Origin of the sequence: Paenibacillus sp. ACRRY (assembly GCF_022346995.1) — a bacterium.
Classification (GTDB): Bacteria; Bacillota; Bacilli; order Paenibacillales; family Paenibacillaceae; genus Paenibacillus.
The window spans coordinates 1-16382 of record NZ_JAKRNM010000023.1 but is presented as its reverse complement, the minus strand read 5'-3'; the positions used below and the strand labels follow the sequence as shown (position 1 = coordinate 16382).

The window sequence follows — 16382 nt, the reverse complement described above, 5'->3', positions numbered from 1 at the left end:
AAGAATCAATCATGAGCTAACCGAAATTGTGAAAAATATAAAACAGAAACGCGTCTTTTTTCGATAAAGCCTCCATATAATTCTAACAAATCTGCTAAAGTCTATCAGCAGAATCACTAGAGACGTTGGAGGATGATTCGTAAATGATGCAGAGACCGGATTTCACAATGGTGGAAAAAGCAGAGCAATCCGTAAAAGCCAAATTCATACATAAGCATGGTTTTCCCGCATGGCCATCGTGTCTGCTTCGTCTTGCGGTAATAATATGCGTATTTGCTTCTTATGCCTGGACAGCATTTCCTTCTTACGCCGCTGGCGCAGAAGCTGCTGCACCTAAGAAAGAGGGCAATAAGGATAAGGTAGTCTATCTGAGTTTTGACGACGGGCCAGGCAAGCATACCCGTGAAGTATTGGATATTTTGCGCGAGGAACAGGTAAAGGCTACATTTTTTGTCCTCGGAGAGCAGGCAGAACGTTATCCCGAATTGATTCAGGCTGCTGTGGAAGAGGGACATGCACTTGGCAATCATACCTATAACCATCATTATGATGAACTGTATAGTGATTTTAAATCGTTCTGGAAACAGGTGAAGCAGACAGAAGATATCGTGAACCGGATCACCGGCTTCCGCCCCAACCTGGTACGTGCACCTGGCGGAACATATGGACATTTTGATCAAAACTATTTTGATCTGCTCAAGTTGGGCGGGTACACCGTGATGGATTGGAATGTCGACAGCGGTGATTCAAAGCGCAAGGGTGTGCCAGCCAAAGAAATTTTGCGCAATTCCACCAAGGTGCCTGCCGGTACCGGTTCAGTAATCTTGTTAATGCACGATGGTGGTGCTCATGCCGAGACGGTCAAGGCCCTACCCGGAATAATCAAATACTACCGTGATCACGGATATCGTTTTGACACCATGAGAGCGGAGGATCCGCCTGTGCAATTCCGTGTTCATCCCGAGGGGAAATACAAATCTCGCAAGGCACCTGGCGCGGAATGGGTGGAGGAGCATGTGAAAGCCAATCGTAACCTGTGGTTATCCGGCAAGGAACTCAAGGTAGAGATTGGTCTTACTGCGGCGACATTGAAGCCAGGAGAATTTCGCGTGGAAGATCAGCGAATTATGGTGCCATTAAGACCATTTATGAAAAAGTTTGGCGGCAGCATTCGCTGGGACGTGGAATCCAGAACGGCGACTGCGCTATGGAAGGATAGAGTGATTCAGGCGAACAGCGTCAGTGGTGAATTGAAATCCACATCAGCGAATCTATCGAATGATAGAACGATACAGGGAGCAGTGCAGAGTCAAGGGGGGACGATATGGGTTCCGCTGCGAGAACTGCTTGAACTAATGGGGCTGGATGTATCTTCGCTTCAGTCCAATGCATCCGAGTGGATCGTGAAGGCCAATATGCCTCTTGCGGCAGCGTTAAACTTCTACCTGTACAGAACGATATGAATTAACGCATCCAGACAGGACTAATCTCTCTACTTCCGGGCAACAATGAATCATAGATTACTATGGCTCTGGAATGCCCAGAATGGAAGGAGAATGAGGGAGATGTCGTATATTCGAATGGAACATGAACATGCGGTCGAGCTGCTGAACAGGGTGATCAAGCGGGTCGAGAGTGTAATTATAGGCAAAAAACAAGAGATTCAATATGTCCTTACTGCAATGCTAGGTGGGGGTCACGTGCTTCTGGAAGATGTACCGGGGACAGGAAAAACAATGCTGGTTCGGGCTGTCGCCTCTTCATTGAGCTGTTCCATGGGCCGTATTCAATTCACCTCTGATGTCATGCCTGCAGATGTTACGGGTACATCCATGTATCACCCCCACACGAGTGAATTCACATTCCGGCCAGGTCCTGTCATGTCCAACATTGTACTGGCTGACGAGATTAATCGTGCATCACCCCGGACTCAGTCTGCCCTGCTGGAAGCAATGGAAGAACGACGTATCACGGTGGATGGTACGACACATGCCTTGCCGAGGCCGTTCTTTCTGCTGGCAACGCAGAATCCGCTGCAGTTCGAGGGCACGTATCGGTTACCCGAAGCGCAGCTGGATCGCTTTCTTATGCGAGTAGGACTCGGTTACCCGGAGCCGGAACAGGAAGTGGAGCTTCTAACCAGAGGACACAGCAGAGAATTGCTGGATGAACTCCATCCGGTGGTGCTCGCTGAGGAAGTGGTTGCGATGCAGCGCGAAGTCAGACATGTGCACGTCGATCCCGTAGTCAAGCAGTACCTGGTTGCAGTGGCTGTAGCTACGCGTAATCATCCGGCCGTGAGGCTCGGCATCAGTCCACGCGGAACACTGGCCTGGATGGTAGCGACGCAAGCATATGCCTACCTGCAGGGGCGAAGCTATGTCATTCCGGATGATGTAAAAGAGGTGGCTCAGCCTGTGCTTGCCCACCGAATCGGGTTGAAAGGACAAAACAGGACGGAGGCATTCCGGGGTCAGGAACAAGTCATTCAGGATGCATTAGCATCGGTTCCCGTACCGGTGCAAATGACAGCTCAGGGAAGGGGCCGGCGATCATGATCGCGCCTGTTCAATGGCTGTTCCATGCGGTCTTGGCAGCAGCTTTTGCTTGTCTTTACCTATGGCATGGAGGCAAGGCGGCGCTGTTTTTGTCCATTACGGTCTCTCTCATCCTGATTAGTGGTCTGGTCATTCATCTATTGGGGCCGCGCCGAATTCGCATTCGCCGGCAAATGAATTCGGAACGAATAATGGTTGGGGAGATGGTGCGTGTTCAGGTGGAAGTGGAGTTCGAATGCCGAATTCCACTGCTTTGGATCGTGCTTTGTGAGGATACGCCCGCTGGAGTGCATCGTAAATTACTTTTTCCGGGAATGAGACGCAAGTTTGCCTACCAATATCAAATGTCCGGCTTGCGAAGAGGGTTGTATCAATGGGGTTCAGGCCAACTCTACTGGGGAGATGTATTCGGATGGAACACCGTGTCTGCGGAGACTGTGGGCAGGACCTCTCTCGCTGTCGTTCCGTCTGGATCAACGTTCGGGGATCAAGAATCTGCAGCATTTGAGGCTATAGATGAGGGGACTTCGGCAAATCCAAAAACCGGCCAGGGTAACCGAAGTCCCGAATTCCGCGAGTATCAACCAGGAGATTCGTTGGGACGCATACATTGGAAAAGCACGGCCAAGACGGGCAAGCTTCAAACCTTTTTGCCTGAAATATCGGAATCAACGTCTTTAGGTATTCTGCTGTATGAGGGTAAGACTGGCTACGAACGACGAATTCAGGGGGGGAAGGAGCATCCGGCATTTGAACGTGCCATTAACATGGCTGCCCGCTGGGTATTTACAGCTGTTCGCGATGATGTTCCCTATCAACTCTGGAGGACAGGGGTAGAGGCTGGTCCGGATAAGCAATCAGGGTGGTTAAGCGATCTGATCCATGCCGAGCATGTAAATCTGTCACTGGACAGCCTGGCCCAGGCGAGCATATCAAGTGCTGACTTATCCGTTTCATCGCTGGCGGGCACGACCATGCTGGATCAGTGGCCCGCGGGGACACGCCTTGTTGTCCTTACTGGCAGACTGGATGCTGTGCTGACGGGATGGCTGCTGGGTGCAGCTGAGTTGGGACATGAAATAGAAGTGCAGTTAACTGAAACACCGATGGGTGAGAAACAAGCCGAAATGAATATTGTTCAGGGAGGGCTTGGGAACCCGGCTGACCGATGGACGGAGCAGCTTCAGCTAAGCGGAGTAAGAGTCAGCACAGTTGCAGACCAATCCATGCCTTTCGTTGGAAAGGTAGGTGTCTCGGATGTGGGAGCGTAATCATGGAGATATGACGGGTGTCCAGTCTGCCGAAGGAGTTTCGGTCTTTGGTCAGGACTCCAAATCCCAACGTTCTAAGCGAGAGCCTGCCGTGTATAAGATAAGCATTTCTGTTCTTCTGCTGCTTCTCTCTCTGGAATGGATCTACCCGATTACTTCATCGGGACAGCAGGGAAGTGAGCGTTTTCTGGTGGTGATGGCCGGACTTACGGGTGCTCTCCTGATGGCAGGATTACTACGTGTAGGCTGGATGTTGGGGATATTGCTTCGACTGCTTTTGGCTCTTACTGCGCTATGTCTGATGTATGGAGGCAGCGACCCTGCGGGTTGGGCTCTCGGTTACCCGGGAACATGGATGGAGGATATACGCTCATTTATGGAAAGTGGGCACTTCTATTCCATCAGTACGGAGACAAGAGGTTTGTTGATGATGTGTGGGTGGAGCATGCTCATGGCTTCCGTACAATCCCTTGTATTAATGCGGCGGAGTGTGATGCTGTTCGGCAGTGCTACCCTGCTTTATTTGCTGCTCCTGGAAACATTGGCTGGGCTGGATGTCTACGCCTCCGTAGTGCGATCGGTTCTATGGATACTGCTGATCCAGACCATTCTCCAACTGCTCCGTCTGTTGGAAGGGGTCACAACACCTACCTTTCACCGATATCCCTATATCCGTTGGTGTACGGTGGCTGCTGCTGCGGCAGCGGGGATGGTATTATTCGCTGCTCTGCCTGGTCGTGTTGCCCCGGTTCCTGAGCCGGAACGGATATCGTTTGACCAGATTGGAGAACGCCTTGCCCGCTGGGCAGGCTATACACCACGCGGCAGCATTCCTGCTTCGGCATCTGTCACGGGATACAGCACGTCTGATGCACCCATGGGATCTCCATTGGTACAAGGGAATGCCATCTTTTTTACAGCGAAGAGCCCTCAAGTCACGTATTGGCGCGGGGAGACTCGTTCCTACTATAACGGCAGTACCTGGAGTGATCCTGCACAAAACTTTCAAAAGGCCAGCCCGGCAGGTCTGTTTCGTGCCGATGGCTGGGAGAATCAAGCCTACTGGACACGCATTCGCCAAACGATCACGATGGAGCGTCCGTGGAGGGGACCTAATCCGCTCTTTACGGGCGGAGTACCTTTAAATCTCTCCTTTCAGGACAAGAATGAACAGAACGAAGAAAATAGAATGGCCCTGCTCTCCAATGCAGACTCGGCTACACTCTGGCTTTCCGGGTCCGGCAGTCGTGAACCGATCAAAACGTATACAACCGATGTCATGATTCCCACCGCGTCGCCAGAACAGCTCCGTCTATTGGGCGATGCGCGCAGTTCGAGTAAGGATCCGGCAGCAATCCGCAGAACCTACCTGCAGCTGCCCGCGTCTCTCCCTGAGCGGGTGCGATCACTGGCAAGTGACATTATCCAGAAGAGTGACACACGTTATGATGCAGTCCAGGCAGTGCGGACCTACCTGGCAGAGCATGCCGAATATACACTGGACACTCGCATGCCGCCTCGCGGAACGGATTTCGTTGATGACTTTCTGTTTGTCACAGGGGAAGGCTACTGCAATCACTTCTCCACGGCGATGGTTGTATTGCTTCGCTCCGAGGGAATTCCCGCGCGTTGGGTTAAGGGATTCAGTGCAGGTTTACCGGACCCTGAGGTACCGGGTCGGTATGTCGTTACCCAGGGGGATGCACATTCCTGGGTGGAGGTGTATTTCCCCGGCGCAGGCTGGATGCCGTTCGAAGCTACGCCGGGCTTCGCATTGCCGCAAGGCGATGGCACGGACGCCGCAGCAGTCGCCGTGGCACAGCCCGGCGAGGAGATCCCGCCGCAATCCGGGGGCGGGATCGATCGTGCGGGCGCCTGGCTGCTGGCGCGCGCGCGTGCTCTTGCCGCGGAGCCATGGCTCGCGGCAGCCCTTGCGGCAGCGGCGCTGCTGGCCGCTGCCGGGGCCTTGCGCATGCAGCGGCTTCGCCCCGCGCTGCGGCTCAAGCTGCTGCTGGCATGGCCGCGCAGCAGCTTCCCCGACCGTGAGCGGCTGCTCAGCGCCGCAGCTCCGGTCTGGGCCGCGCTCGCGCGACGGTACGGCCCGCGGCCGCCGGGGATGACGCTGCGGGAATATGCAGCGTCACCCGCTTTGGCCGCAGGCACGGACGCCGCGGACATCGCGCGGTTTGCAGCCGACTGGGAACGGCTGCTGTATGGGCCGGACCGTCCGCTGCGCGCGGACAGTCTTGAATTTCTGCGCCGGGCACTTCGTCTCGCCCGGCGCTTGCAGACACCGTAACATCGCCCAGGGACGTCTTGCTCGCCGAAGTGCGAACAAGGCGTCTTTGGGCGATTTTCATCTGTTTTGGCCTATTATTGTAGTGTCTGTTTTACATCCAGCTTGGCATGAAATATTCATTTGAAAATGTAGCGAATGGAAGTGGGGAATTTGTAGAAAACTCACAATGAAGGGGTCTTCATATCAAATGTTGTAAACTGCCCACAAAAAGGAGTTTCGTCTTTCCTTGACGGTATGTTTTGTCGTTGCGTATAATTAGTTTCATTAATTGAGGGAGGCACGGTAATGAATAAGCAAAATGAAATTGTGGTTGTCCTTGACTTTGGGGGCCAATACAACCAGTTAATCGCCAGAAGAATCCGGGATCTTGGCGTATACAGCGAGCTTCTGCCGTATAACACACCGGCAGAGAAGATCGCAGAATTGTCACCAAAAGGTATTGTGTTCTCCGGGGGGCCGTCCAGCGTGTACGCTGAGAACGCTCCGCATGTAGATCCGGGTGTGTATGATCTGGGACTTCCAATCTTCGGGATTTGCTACGGTATGCAGCTTATGGCACAGCAGCTTGAAGGTAAAGTAGAACGTTCCGAGAAACGTGAGTACGGCAAAGCAGACCTTGAGTTTGCCGCAGGATCTGCACTGGCACAAGGTATTGAAGGCGAACATACGGTATGGATGAGTCATGGTGACCATGTAGTTACGTTGCCTCCGGGCTTCAAACTGGATGCAGGCACGGAGAGTGCGCCGATCGCTGCGATGAGTAACGATGAGCGCAAATTGTATGCTGTTCAGTTCCACCCGGAAGTGCGTCACTCCGTTCGCGGTAACGATATGATTAGCAACTTCCTGTTTAACATCTGTGGTTGCGAAGGCAACTGGACGATGGAAACATTTATTGATGACACGATCAAAGATATCCGTGAAAAAGTGGGCGACGGTAAAGTACTGTGTGCACTCAGTGGTGGTGTGGATTCTTCCGTTGTAGCTGCGCTGCTTCACAAAGCGATTGGTGACCAACTGACATGTATGTTTATCGACCACGGTCTGCTGCGCAAAGGCGAAGCCGAAAGCGTAATGGAGACGTTTGTTGGCAAATTCGACATGAAAGTTGTCAAAATCGATGCACAGGAGCGCTTCATGTCCAAGCTGGCTGGTGTGGATGATCCGGAACAAAAACGTAAAATTATCGGTAACGAGTTTATTTACGTTTTTGATGAAGAGTCCAAGCAGTTTGATGATTTTGAATTCCTGGCACAAGGTACACTGTACACGGACATCGTGGAAAGTGGTACAGCGACAGCACAAACGATCAAATCTCACCACAACGTGGGTGGGTTGCCTGAAGATATGAACTTTAAGTTGATTGAGCCACTGAACACCTTGTTTAAGGATGAAGTGCGCAAAGTGGGTACAGAGTGCGGCCTGCCGGACGAAATTGTACACCGTCAACCTTTCCCAGGTCCGGGTCTTGCAATCCGTGTTCTTGGAGAAGTTACCGAAGAGAAGCTTAAAATCGTTCGTGATTCCGACTACATCCTGCGTGAAGAAATTATTAAAGCAGGTCTGGACCGCGAAATTTGGCAATACTTCACGGCTCTGCCGAACATGAAGAGCGTAGGTGTTATGGGTGATGCACGTACGTATTCCTACACTGTAGGTATTCGCGCCGTAACATCCATCGACGGTATGACGGCCGATTGGGCACGTATCCCTTGGGACGTATTGGAGAAAATCTCCGTACGTATTGTAAATGAAGTCGATAACGTTAACCGTATCGTCTATGACGTAACATCCAAACCACCAGCAACGATTGAGTGGGAATAGGTTAAGAATAAACGGTATTGAACGTAAAGAAACTCCCTTTGATCATGTATCACACATGTCAAAGGGAGTTTTTTTGTTCTGCCAGTGATGACTAACTCAGAAGCGCCGATGGAGAGAAAGTATACTACACAACACAATCAGCTTCTATGAAACCAGAAGCTCCATAGGTTTACAAATGCTTAATTCATTCAGGCCTTTCAGTGTTATCGGTGTAGTACAGCCGGAAAATGATGTCCTGATTATGGTTACCGAATCCTTCTCCGAATAACGTAACGCCACCGATGTGCTCTGCATCTTCCTTGACGGCAATGCGAAGTGACCAGTAACTGTTACGGATGCCGATATCATCGATGGTAACATCAGACAATTTCACGCCATCCATAAACGTGCCTTCCTTTTTGATAATGAGATGTTTCAGGAGTCCGTACTGATTTACACTCTCAAACCACCAGGGTGGATTCAGTTTGCCTTTTCCTCCAAAGTCACCCGGGCTCGTCCACATTCCTACCTCAACGCCATTCACGATAAACGAAATATCGGAAGGCCAGTTGTTGTTGGTGAGGGGTGCCTCCGAGGAGATCTCCATCGATATCTCCAATTCCTCCGGATTTTCATCTCCCATTAGGTAATTGGGTACCTTGTATTCAATATATCCTTGTCCAAACCACAGGATTTTGGCTTTGAGTCGGTCAGGATCAAGGAAATACCGAGGATCATCAAAGATACCAATGATGGATTCTCTTGTACATATGCCACAAGTCGGCTTGATCTGCAGATCAGTGAAATGTCCTACGGATATTTCAGTTTTGTGAATCTCACGTTGGATGACGTCCTTGGTTGGGAATGCGATTTCAAGAGTGTCCATACGAAGAGAGCAGACCTTTTGGGCCGCTCCACCTTTGCCGGGAGCCATATTGGATTCAATAACACCGGCTTTTTCTAATTTTTTGACATGCATGGTCATAATGGCACTACTAAGTCCAAGCGCTTCGGCCAGTTCTTTTATATTCATAGAGTTTTTAGACAGCAGATGAACGATCTGAATGCGTACACTGCTAGAAAGGGCTTCGAAGATATGCAGGTTTTTCTCGTTCAGGTCGATTTTCAATGTAATTCCTCCGAAGAAATGAAATATTAACATTTATGTGAATAGTAAACGTAGAATATTATAATATCGGAATTCGAAAATAATCACAACGTTTTTATATAAATAATACCAGATATACAACTTAAAAACAGAAGAATTCGGAAAAATGTAAAAACAAACCATGAAATAACCAAAAAAATCCTGCACAATCATTGACACGTGTTGCTCGATAACTTAATATTTAGGTGAATTAATAACAAATTCACGAATATATAAACAAAAACATTAACCAATCAGTGCAGAACAGGAGATGACAGCGTGAGTACAGTTTCGAAGAAGGAATCATTTGTTAATCCGATTATACCGCAACGAGCCGATCCATGGGTATACAAACATACCGACGGCTATTATTATTTTACAGGTTCTGTGCCTGAGTATGATCGAATTGAGGTTAGGAGAGCTCGCACTGTTCAAGAACTGGATAGCGCAGAGCCCATCGTTGTATGGCGCAAATATGATGAAGGACCGATGAGTGCCAACATTTGGGCACCGGAAATTCATTATGTCCAGGGTAAATGGTATATCTATTTTGCTGCAGCACGAACAACGGCTACGGTGGAAGGGCTTTTTGATCATCGGATGTTCGTGCTAGAAAATGCCTCGGAAAACCCGCTTGAAGGAGTGTGGGAAGAAAAGGGGCAGATCAAGACAAAATGGGAGAGTTTCGCGCTTGATGCGACCTCATTCCTATATAATGACGTTCAATATCTAGTTTGGGCACAGAAAGATCCAGCCATCGTGGGCAATTCCAACTTATATATTGCATCCATGGAAAACCCGTGGACACTCGCCTCCGAACAGGTGATGATCGCTGAACCGACACATGATTGGGAGAAAATCGGTTTTTTGGTCAATGAAGGCGCAGCGGTTTTGAATAGAAACGGCAAAATATTTATATCCTTCTCCGCGAGTGCTACAGATCATAATTATTGCATGGGATTGCTGTATGCAGAGGAAGGAAGCGACCTATTGTCACCGAAAAGTTGGACAAAGCTTCCGGCACCTGTATTCCAAACCGATGTAGAGGCGGGACAATACGGCCCTGGGCATAACAGTTTTACCGTGTCGGAGGACGGAAGTCAGGATATTTTGATCTATCATGCTCGCAATTATAAAGAAATTGAGGGAGATCCACTTTATGATCCGAATCGCCACATGCGAGCACAGGTTTTTGGTTGGGATGAGTATGGATTTCCGATCTTTGGCAAACCCGTTCCAGATGGTCGACCGGTGAACGTCTAGTAGCTATAACATAAATAAAAATAAAAATGGAACAAAGTGGTTGACAAATGTAAGCGCTATGAATTACGATAAATTCACACAAACATTAATCATTAACTTATACATTAATGTTTGTGTGATAGGGCGAAGGGAGTGCTCCTAGGCAAGCTTCCTTCAGTAAAGACACTTTAGTAGCAGGGCCGGTTTCCAAGGAGAAAATTGCAGAGCCCTGTGGTTTTCTTGAATAATTGAATGCGTTTACAAAATGTGCTTAGGATTGATCATTCTAGGGGGGTTCTTGTGTGAAACGTACAAAAAAAGGTTTTGTAATCATGGTATCTACGCTGTTTCTGCTGGTTTTTGTGTTGTCGGGTTGCAGTACAGACGACAAAAATACGATTACATTCTGGACGCCTCTGACTGGAGAGGATGGAGCCTACATGGACCAGTTAGTTAAAGAATATAACGCAACCGAACCAGAAATCAAATTAAAACATGTGATTACGTCTGATATGTACACCAAGCTGTCTACGGTAATTAACTCCGGTAAAGGAATCCCGGATCTGGCCATTATCCATGCCGACCGAGTTCCGGGCTTTGTGAAGCAAAACGTGCTTGAGCCAATGACTGCAATGCTGGCAGCACAGCCGGAAATCAAGGAAGAAAACTATTTACCGCAAGCATGGTCGACAGGAACCATTGATGGGACACAGTACACTGTTCCTCTCGATATTCACAGTAATGCCATGTACTACAACAAGGATTTGCTGAAAAAGTATAACGCGGAATCATTCCTGGATGATGATGTTGTCACGATAGACGAGATGCTCTCTTTGCAAGGCAAACTGGATGAAGGAGATTTCGTCGTGAATGATGCATTGCTCGGGTGGGTTATCCTCGGACAATTGCAGAATGTGGGCGGAGATGTGCAGAAGGATGGGAAACCAGCACTGAACACCCCTGAGATGAAGTCTGCTTTTGAAAGTGTCAAAAAAATCTCCGATGCTGGTCTCATGACTCCGTTCGGTGAAGATGGCTACCTGATGTTCCAATCCGGTAATGTCCTGTTTTCCACAGATGGTACATGGAGCTCGACCGCTCATGCCACTGTTGAAGGTCTGAATTTTGGTGTGACCAATGTATATTCACCTACGGCTGATAAGTTTACAAACCGTTCTTCATCCCACTTGTTTGCCATGCTGAACAATGAAGCGAGAACAGATGAGAAGGAACAGGGAATCGGTAAATTCCTGGAGTTTATCCGTCAGAATTCAATGGAATGGGCCAAGGCGGGGCAGACCGTTGCGAGTAAACAGGTTATTGAGAGTCCGGAATACAAAGATTACATGCAGTCATTCTTCACTGCCAACGAGAAGGAGATTGAGTCGCTCTACATCTATACTTACGAGTATTACCCATATGTAGCTGAAGCGGTAGACAAATATGCGGCTGATATCGTTCGTGGCAATGTGGAGTTGGATGCGACACTGCAAACCATGCAAAAAGAGGTTGAGGACAAAATTGCTCAAGGAAGCAGTGGGGCCCAGTAACACTTGAATTGCATAACGGATGTACTGTACATCTTGCCATTCTACTGTAATAGAAGCAATGTGTCGCAAGAGTGGCACATTGCTTTTCCCAAAGGAGAAATGAAAGGATATGAATAAACGATCATTTGCACCGTTCTTATTTGTTGGTCCTCATCTAATCCTGTTTTTGGTGTTTATACTGCTGCCAACGATCTACGGGATTTATGCCTCGTTCACTAGATGGAACCTAATTAACGATCCAGTATGGGTCGGTTTTGAAAATTATAGGACGATCCTGTTCGACCAGGATTCCTCATTTCATTTTCAATTCTTTAATGGTTTAAAGAATACGTTGATTTTCGTGGCACTGAGCGTTCCGCCATTAATCATTATTCCGCTGCTTGTTGCTGTAGCCCTTGAGCATAAAAAGGTGAAATTCAAAGGTTTCATGCAGGCGATTATCTACATTCCGGGCATGATCTCCATTTCTGCCGCGGCGCTCATCTGGTCTCTTATTTTCAATAAACAGCTCGGTATCACTGGTAACGTATTTGGATCGGAGATATCCTGGGCAGCTAATCAACCGTATGCTTGGATCATTATTATTGTGATATCTGTGTGGGGAGCGGTCGGAGGTAACATGATTATCTATCGCGCTTCCATTAATGGTGTTCCTAGCGACCTGTATGAAGCAGCCGAGATGGATGGTGCCGGTCCGGTACGCCGATTCTTCAGCATTACGCTGCCTTCCATCCGTTTCCCGTTGATTTTTACGTTTGTCATGACAACAGCTGGTTCGTTTAACGTATTTGGTCAGCCATTGATGATGACCGATGGTGGACCACAGCAGACTACCCATGTTCTCATGATGTATATTCGCCAGCTTGCGTTTGGCTCCGGTGAGTCAGTGGCAGGTATGGCTTCCGCCATGGCTGTGCTGTTAGGACTGGTCATTCTGGTCATCTCCGCATTGCAATATTACGTAATGAACCGGAACGCCAATTAGAGGAGCAGGATCGAACGTGGATCGGGAAGGAGCAGGTATATCAACATGGTCAAAAAAATAAGTATCTCCAAATATATATCCTATCTATTTTTGGTAACCATTTGTGTCATATGGGTGGTGCCCGTTATTTTCGGAATTACGACTTCGTTTCGCTCGCAGGCAGAAGTGGTGTCGGCCGGGTTCCGGTTATTTCCCAAAGAGTGGGACTTTAATAACTACGTCGCCATACTGGACAATACATCAACCGCTCCGATTCTGAGATGGTTGAGCAACTCGCTACTCATTGCAGTATCTCACACGGTGCTTGTCGTTTTTATCATTTCCCTTACAGGTTATGGATACACAAGGTTGAAGTTCAAAGGGAGAGATGCCTTGTTTTTCACACTTCTCGGGATTTCATTTTTCCCGGGTGTCGTTAACCTGATCCCTTCCTACAAAATCATTGAGGCGCTTGGATGGGTCAATACAGCATGGGCCATGATTATTCCGGGGCTGGCTGGTATGGGGAATATCTTCCTCGTCCGTCAGTTCATGAAAGGAATACCTGGCGAACTGGACGAGTCTGCTAAGGTGGATGGTGCAAGTGACTTCCGAATTTATTACTCCATTATTTTACCCCTGGTGAAACCGGTGTTGATTGTGTGTGGTCTATTCTCGTTCATCGGGTCCTGGAATGACTTCCTATGGCCGGTTATCGTATACACAGATGTCGAGAAAATGCCGATTACCGCGGGACTATTGTTACTGCAGGATATTTACGGCAACTATCGCATGATTGGGCAACTGATGGGCTCGGCAATTCTGGCAATCATTCCAACACTTGTGCTGTTTATTTTTGCACAAAAGTATTTCCTGCAATCCATTAACTTGAATTCGGGGATAAAAGGCTGACTTGGAATGGCTTCCGAGTGGCGGTACGGAGTAGCGCATTTTCATTCATAGGCTAGAAAGCTGCCGTATATACGGTGGCTTTTTTTTGTGGTAAATATATATAGCGTTTTCAGAACACGAACATTTCCGCATAATTACATATTCAACATTCGTTTTTACCATTGACAGAAACGGGTGGCGCTTCTAAAATAGTGATGGGAAACAAACAAATAGCACATACTACTTCGTATAATCCTGGGGATTGGCCCGGGAGTTTCTACAAGATCACCCTAATGATCTGGCTACGAGCAGGAGAAGCTAAGCACAATAAATTCTACATGACTGCGTGTTTTATAGTAATGGACGCACATTAGAGTTTTTTTGTTCTTGGCAATAGGCTACGCCTCTCCTTATAGCTGCCCTGGGTGAAGCAAGAACGCTCAGGGTCTTTTGTCGTTTTTCAAAATGGCTTCAACATCTCTAAGGGGGAGTTAGTGAATTATGGATCGTTTCTTTAAACTAAAAGAAAACGGAACAAATGTTAGAACGGAGATTGTTGCGGGTCTTACTACCTTTATGACAATGGCGTACATCCTTTTTGTAAACACATTGTTCCTCGGATCGGCCGGGGCAGGGATGTCGGATAACGCAGTGTTTTTCGCAACAGCCGTAGGGGCTGGTTTAATGACAATCATTATGGGGTTGTTCGTTAACATCCCGATCGCGCTCGCGCCGGGTATGGGATTGAACGCCTACTTCATGACGGTTGTATTGAGTTCGAATGGGGCGATTACCTGGCAAGCGGCTCTCGGAGCGGTATTCATCTCGGGTATCGTATTTATTATCTTGACCGTGACGAGAATTCGTCAGATGCTGCTTGTGGCTGTACCTCAAACATTGAAAATGGCCATTACGGTCGGTATCGGTCTCTTTATTACTATTGTAGGTTTCAAACTGGCCAATCTCGTTGCTGTTACGGTTAATGTTGCGCCAGATGCGGATCTTAGCCAGCCGATTCCCGGCAGCAGTTTCAATTTGTCGCTCGGTAATTTTATGACGCATCATGATGCGTTACTGGCATTGATTGGATTGATCCTTATTGCTGTACTGATGGTTATGCGTGTAAAAGGCGCGCTGCTCATCGGTATCGTTGCTACAACGCTAATTGGTATTCCGATGGGTGTTACTAATCTTAGCGGACTATCGGGTGCAAGTTGGCTGCCTAATTTCAGTGATCTGGCTGTGGGACAGTTGGACCTGAAGGGCGCAATCAGTCTTGGATTGTTTGAAATTATCTTCATCTTTACCTTCGTTGAATTGTTTGACACGTTCGGTACGATGGTTGGGACTGCGACCCGGATGGGGATTATGAAAGATAAGAAGAAAGGCGAGAAAACAATCGGTAAAGCGATGCTCGTCGATGCAGTAGGCGTAAGTGCGGGTGCGGCATTGGGTACAAGTACTATCACAGCATTCGTAGAAAGTGCTTCGGGCGTTGAAGCTGGCGGACGTACGGGTCTGACTTCGGTAACAACTGGGATCTTGTTCATTCTGGCGCTGTTCATTGCTCCACTTGCGCTGGTTGTTCCGTCAGCTGCCACAGCTCCGGCTCTGATTATCGTAGGTGTATTGATGATGAGCCAGGTCCGCAGCATTGAATGGGATGATTTCCTTCAAGCATTCCCTGCGTTTCTGACGATTGTATTGATGCCATTCACAGGCGGAATTGCAAACGGGATTTCGGCAGGTATTCTGTCTTATGTTATTCTGGCAGTATTCAGTAACCTGGTTACGGATCGCAAAGTGAAGATTCACTGGTTGATGTGGATTCTCGCAATTATTGTTCTGGCCCGCTATATCTTTATGGGCGGAGAATAATAATCAGTTCTACTATATAGAAGGACGAAAGCTCCTGGGCTTTATCAGGGCTTTCGTCCTTTTGTTATTTATATAGAATCAAATCTCGTTGAAATATATATAAACTGTTCCTTTCATTATATAGTGGGTAGGTTTCGTTCTATATATAGAGGGAAAGTTGGAGAGGGAGGCGGTGAGATGGTTTAAGGATTGGGAAAGGTGCACTAATAAAGATACATAGCATTTGTTTGATCGATAGAAGGACTCGTGTAGAACGTAACGCTTATATGATGTTAAAGAGAACTCGGATAAGCTGCAACGTTTATGCCGGACTTTGCTTAATGTGACATTTTGATGGATGAGATACTATAGGTGCTCTTGCTTTAACTCTGTATCTATATATAGAAGGAATTATTTGAGGAGAGGTGGGTATGCTCTTGATTATTTTTCTTTTCAAAAAAAGTACTTGCATAAAAAATATGTACATGGTATATTCTAATTCCGGCCAAGGAAACACGAGAAACACGGTGCGGCAAGCAAATTGAAAAGCTTCGAAAGAAACTTGAAAAAAGTGCTTGCTAAATTGGTTCGGATGTGATAAGATATAAAAGTTGCTGAAGAGAACAACACTCGGATGCAAACAACGTTTGATCTTTGAAAACTGAACAACGAGTGAGTAAATGATCTTGCTTGCAAGATCAACAAATGAGATTTTTAATCTCGTCAGATTCAAAATGAGCTAATCGCTCTTTTCAATACTTTATTGGAGAGTTTGATCCTGGCTCAGGACGAACGCTGGC

General features: G+C 47.8%; 11 protein-coding genes and 1 riboswitch. Of the genes, 10 read left to right on the top strand and 1 reads right to left on the bottom strand.

Going from position 1 to position 16382, the window contains the following annotated elements:
- Positions 1-143 precede the first annotated feature (143 nt).
- From MH144_RS30300 to guaA, 5 genes are all read left to right on the top strand, one after another.
- Positions 144-1463: a polysaccharide deacetylase gene (locus tag MH144_RS30300; protein ID WP_239305849.1), complete on the top strand. Its 1320-nt coding sequence runs from the start codon at positions 144-146 to the stop codon at positions 1461-1463.
- Positions 1464-1565: 102 nt separating this feature from the next.
- Positions 1566-2558: an AAA family ATPase gene (locus MH144_RS30295; protein WP_239305848.1), complete on the top strand. Its 993-nt coding sequence runs from the start codon at positions 1566-1568 to the stop codon at positions 2556-2558.
- Positions 2555-3829, top strand: coding sequence for a DUF58 domain-containing protein (locus MH144_RS30290; RefSeq protein ID WP_239305847.1), 1275 nt, complete (start codon positions 2555-2557; stop codon positions 3827-3829). Before MH144_RS30295 ends, MH144_RS30290 begins: the two co-directional genes overlap by 4 nt.
- A complete protein-coding gene (locus MH144_RS30285) occupies positions 3816-6128 on the top strand; it encodes a DUF4129 domain-containing transglutaminase family protein (protein ID WP_239305846.1) in 2313 nt (770 codons plus the stop codon). The genes MH144_RS30290 and MH144_RS30285 overlap by 14 nt, the downstream gene beginning before the upstream one ends.
- A 285-nt stretch (positions 6129-6413) precedes the next feature.
- Complete coding sequence (gene guaA / locus MH144_RS30280) at positions 6414-7952, top strand: glutamine-hydrolyzing GMP synthase (RefSeq protein WP_095293157.1); 1539 nt, start codon at positions 6414-6416, stop codon at positions 7950-7952.
- A 184-nt stretch (positions 7953-8136) separates the two neighbouring features.
- Here guaA and MH144_RS30275 read toward each other — a convergent pair whose 3' ends face one another.
- Complete coding sequence (locus MH144_RS30275) at positions 8137-9060, bottom strand: ArsR/SmtB family transcription factor (protein ID WP_239305845.1); 924 nt, start codon at positions 9058-9060, stop codon at positions 8137-8139.
- Positions 9061-9357: 297 nt separating this feature from the next.
- On the opposite strand from MH144_RS30275, the gene MH144_RS30270 reads away from it, so the two are divergent.
- The 5 genes from MH144_RS30270 (at position 9358) to MH144_RS30250 (ending at position 15603) form a co-directional block, all read left to right on the top strand.
- Positions 9358-10341, top strand: coding sequence for a glycoside hydrolase family 43 protein (locus MH144_RS30270; protein ID WP_239305844.1), 984 nt, complete (start codon positions 9358-9360; stop codon positions 10339-10341).
- Positions 10342-10652: 311 nt separating this feature from the next.
- Positions 10653-11870: an extracellular solute-binding protein gene (locus tag MH144_RS30265; protein WP_239305861.1), complete on the top strand. Its 1218-nt coding sequence runs from the start codon at positions 10653-10655 to the stop codon at positions 11868-11870.
- 109 nt (positions 11871-11979) lie between these two features.
- Complete coding sequence (locus MH144_RS30260; protein WP_095293154.1) at positions 11980-12855, top strand: carbohydrate ABC transporter permease; 876 nt, start codon at positions 11980-11982, stop codon at positions 12853-12855.
- A gap of 45 nt (positions 12856-12900) precedes the next feature.
- Positions 12901-13746 carry a carbohydrate ABC transporter permease gene (locus MH144_RS30255; RefSeq protein WP_095293153.1) on the top strand — a complete coding sequence of 282 codons (846 nt, stop codon included), beginning with the start codon at positions 12901-12903 and terminating at the stop codon, positions 13744-13746.
- Between the two features lie 204 nt (positions 13747-13950).
- Positions 13951-14050, top strand: a riboswitch (purine riboswitch).
- Between the two features lie 176 nt (positions 14051-14226).
- Positions 14227-15603: an NCS2 family permease gene (locus MH144_RS30250; RefSeq protein ID WP_239305843.1), complete on the top strand. Its 1377-nt coding sequence runs from the start codon at positions 14227-14229 to the stop codon at positions 15601-15603.
- Positions 15604-16382 lie beyond the last annotated feature (779 nt).

What these genes read in the sequence shown, in the direction of transcription:
- MH144_RS30300 (WP_239305849.1), top strand. Translation starts at nt 144, where the DNA reads ATGATGCAGAGACCGGATTTCACAATGGTGGAAAAAGCAGAGCAATCC.
- MH144_RS30295 (WP_239305848.1), top strand. Translation starts at nt 1,566, where the DNA reads ATGTCGTATATTCGAATGGAACATGAACATGCGGTCGAGCTGCTGAAC.
- MH144_RS30290 (WP_239305847.1), top strand. Translation starts at nt 2,555, where the DNA reads ATGATCGCGCCTGTTCAATGGCTGTTCCATGCGGTCTTGGCAGCAGCT.
- MH144_RS30285 (WP_239305846.1), top strand. Translation starts at nt 3,816, where the DNA reads ATGTGGGAGCGTAATCATGGAGATATGACGGGTGTCCAGTCTGCCGAA.
- guaA (WP_095293157.1), top strand. Translation starts at nt 6,414, where the DNA reads ATGAATAAGCAAAATGAAATTGTGGTTGTCCTTGACTTTGGGGGCCAA.
- MH144_RS30265 (WP_239305861.1), top strand. Translation starts at nt 10,653, where the DNA reads ATGGTATCTACGCTGTTTCTGCTGGTTTTTGTGTTGTCGGGTTGCAGT.
- MH144_RS30260 (WP_095293154.1), top strand. Translation starts at nt 11,980, where the DNA reads ATGAATAAACGATCATTTGCACCGTTCTTATTTGTTGGTCCTCATCTA.
- MH144_RS30255 (WP_095293153.1), top strand. Translation starts at nt 12,901, where the DNA reads ATGGTCAAAAAAATAAGTATCTCCAAATATATATCCTATCTATTTTTG.
- MH144_RS30250 (WP_239305843.1), top strand. Translation starts at nt 14,227, where the DNA reads ATGGATCGTTTCTTTAAACTAAAAGAAAACGGAACAAATGTTAGAACG.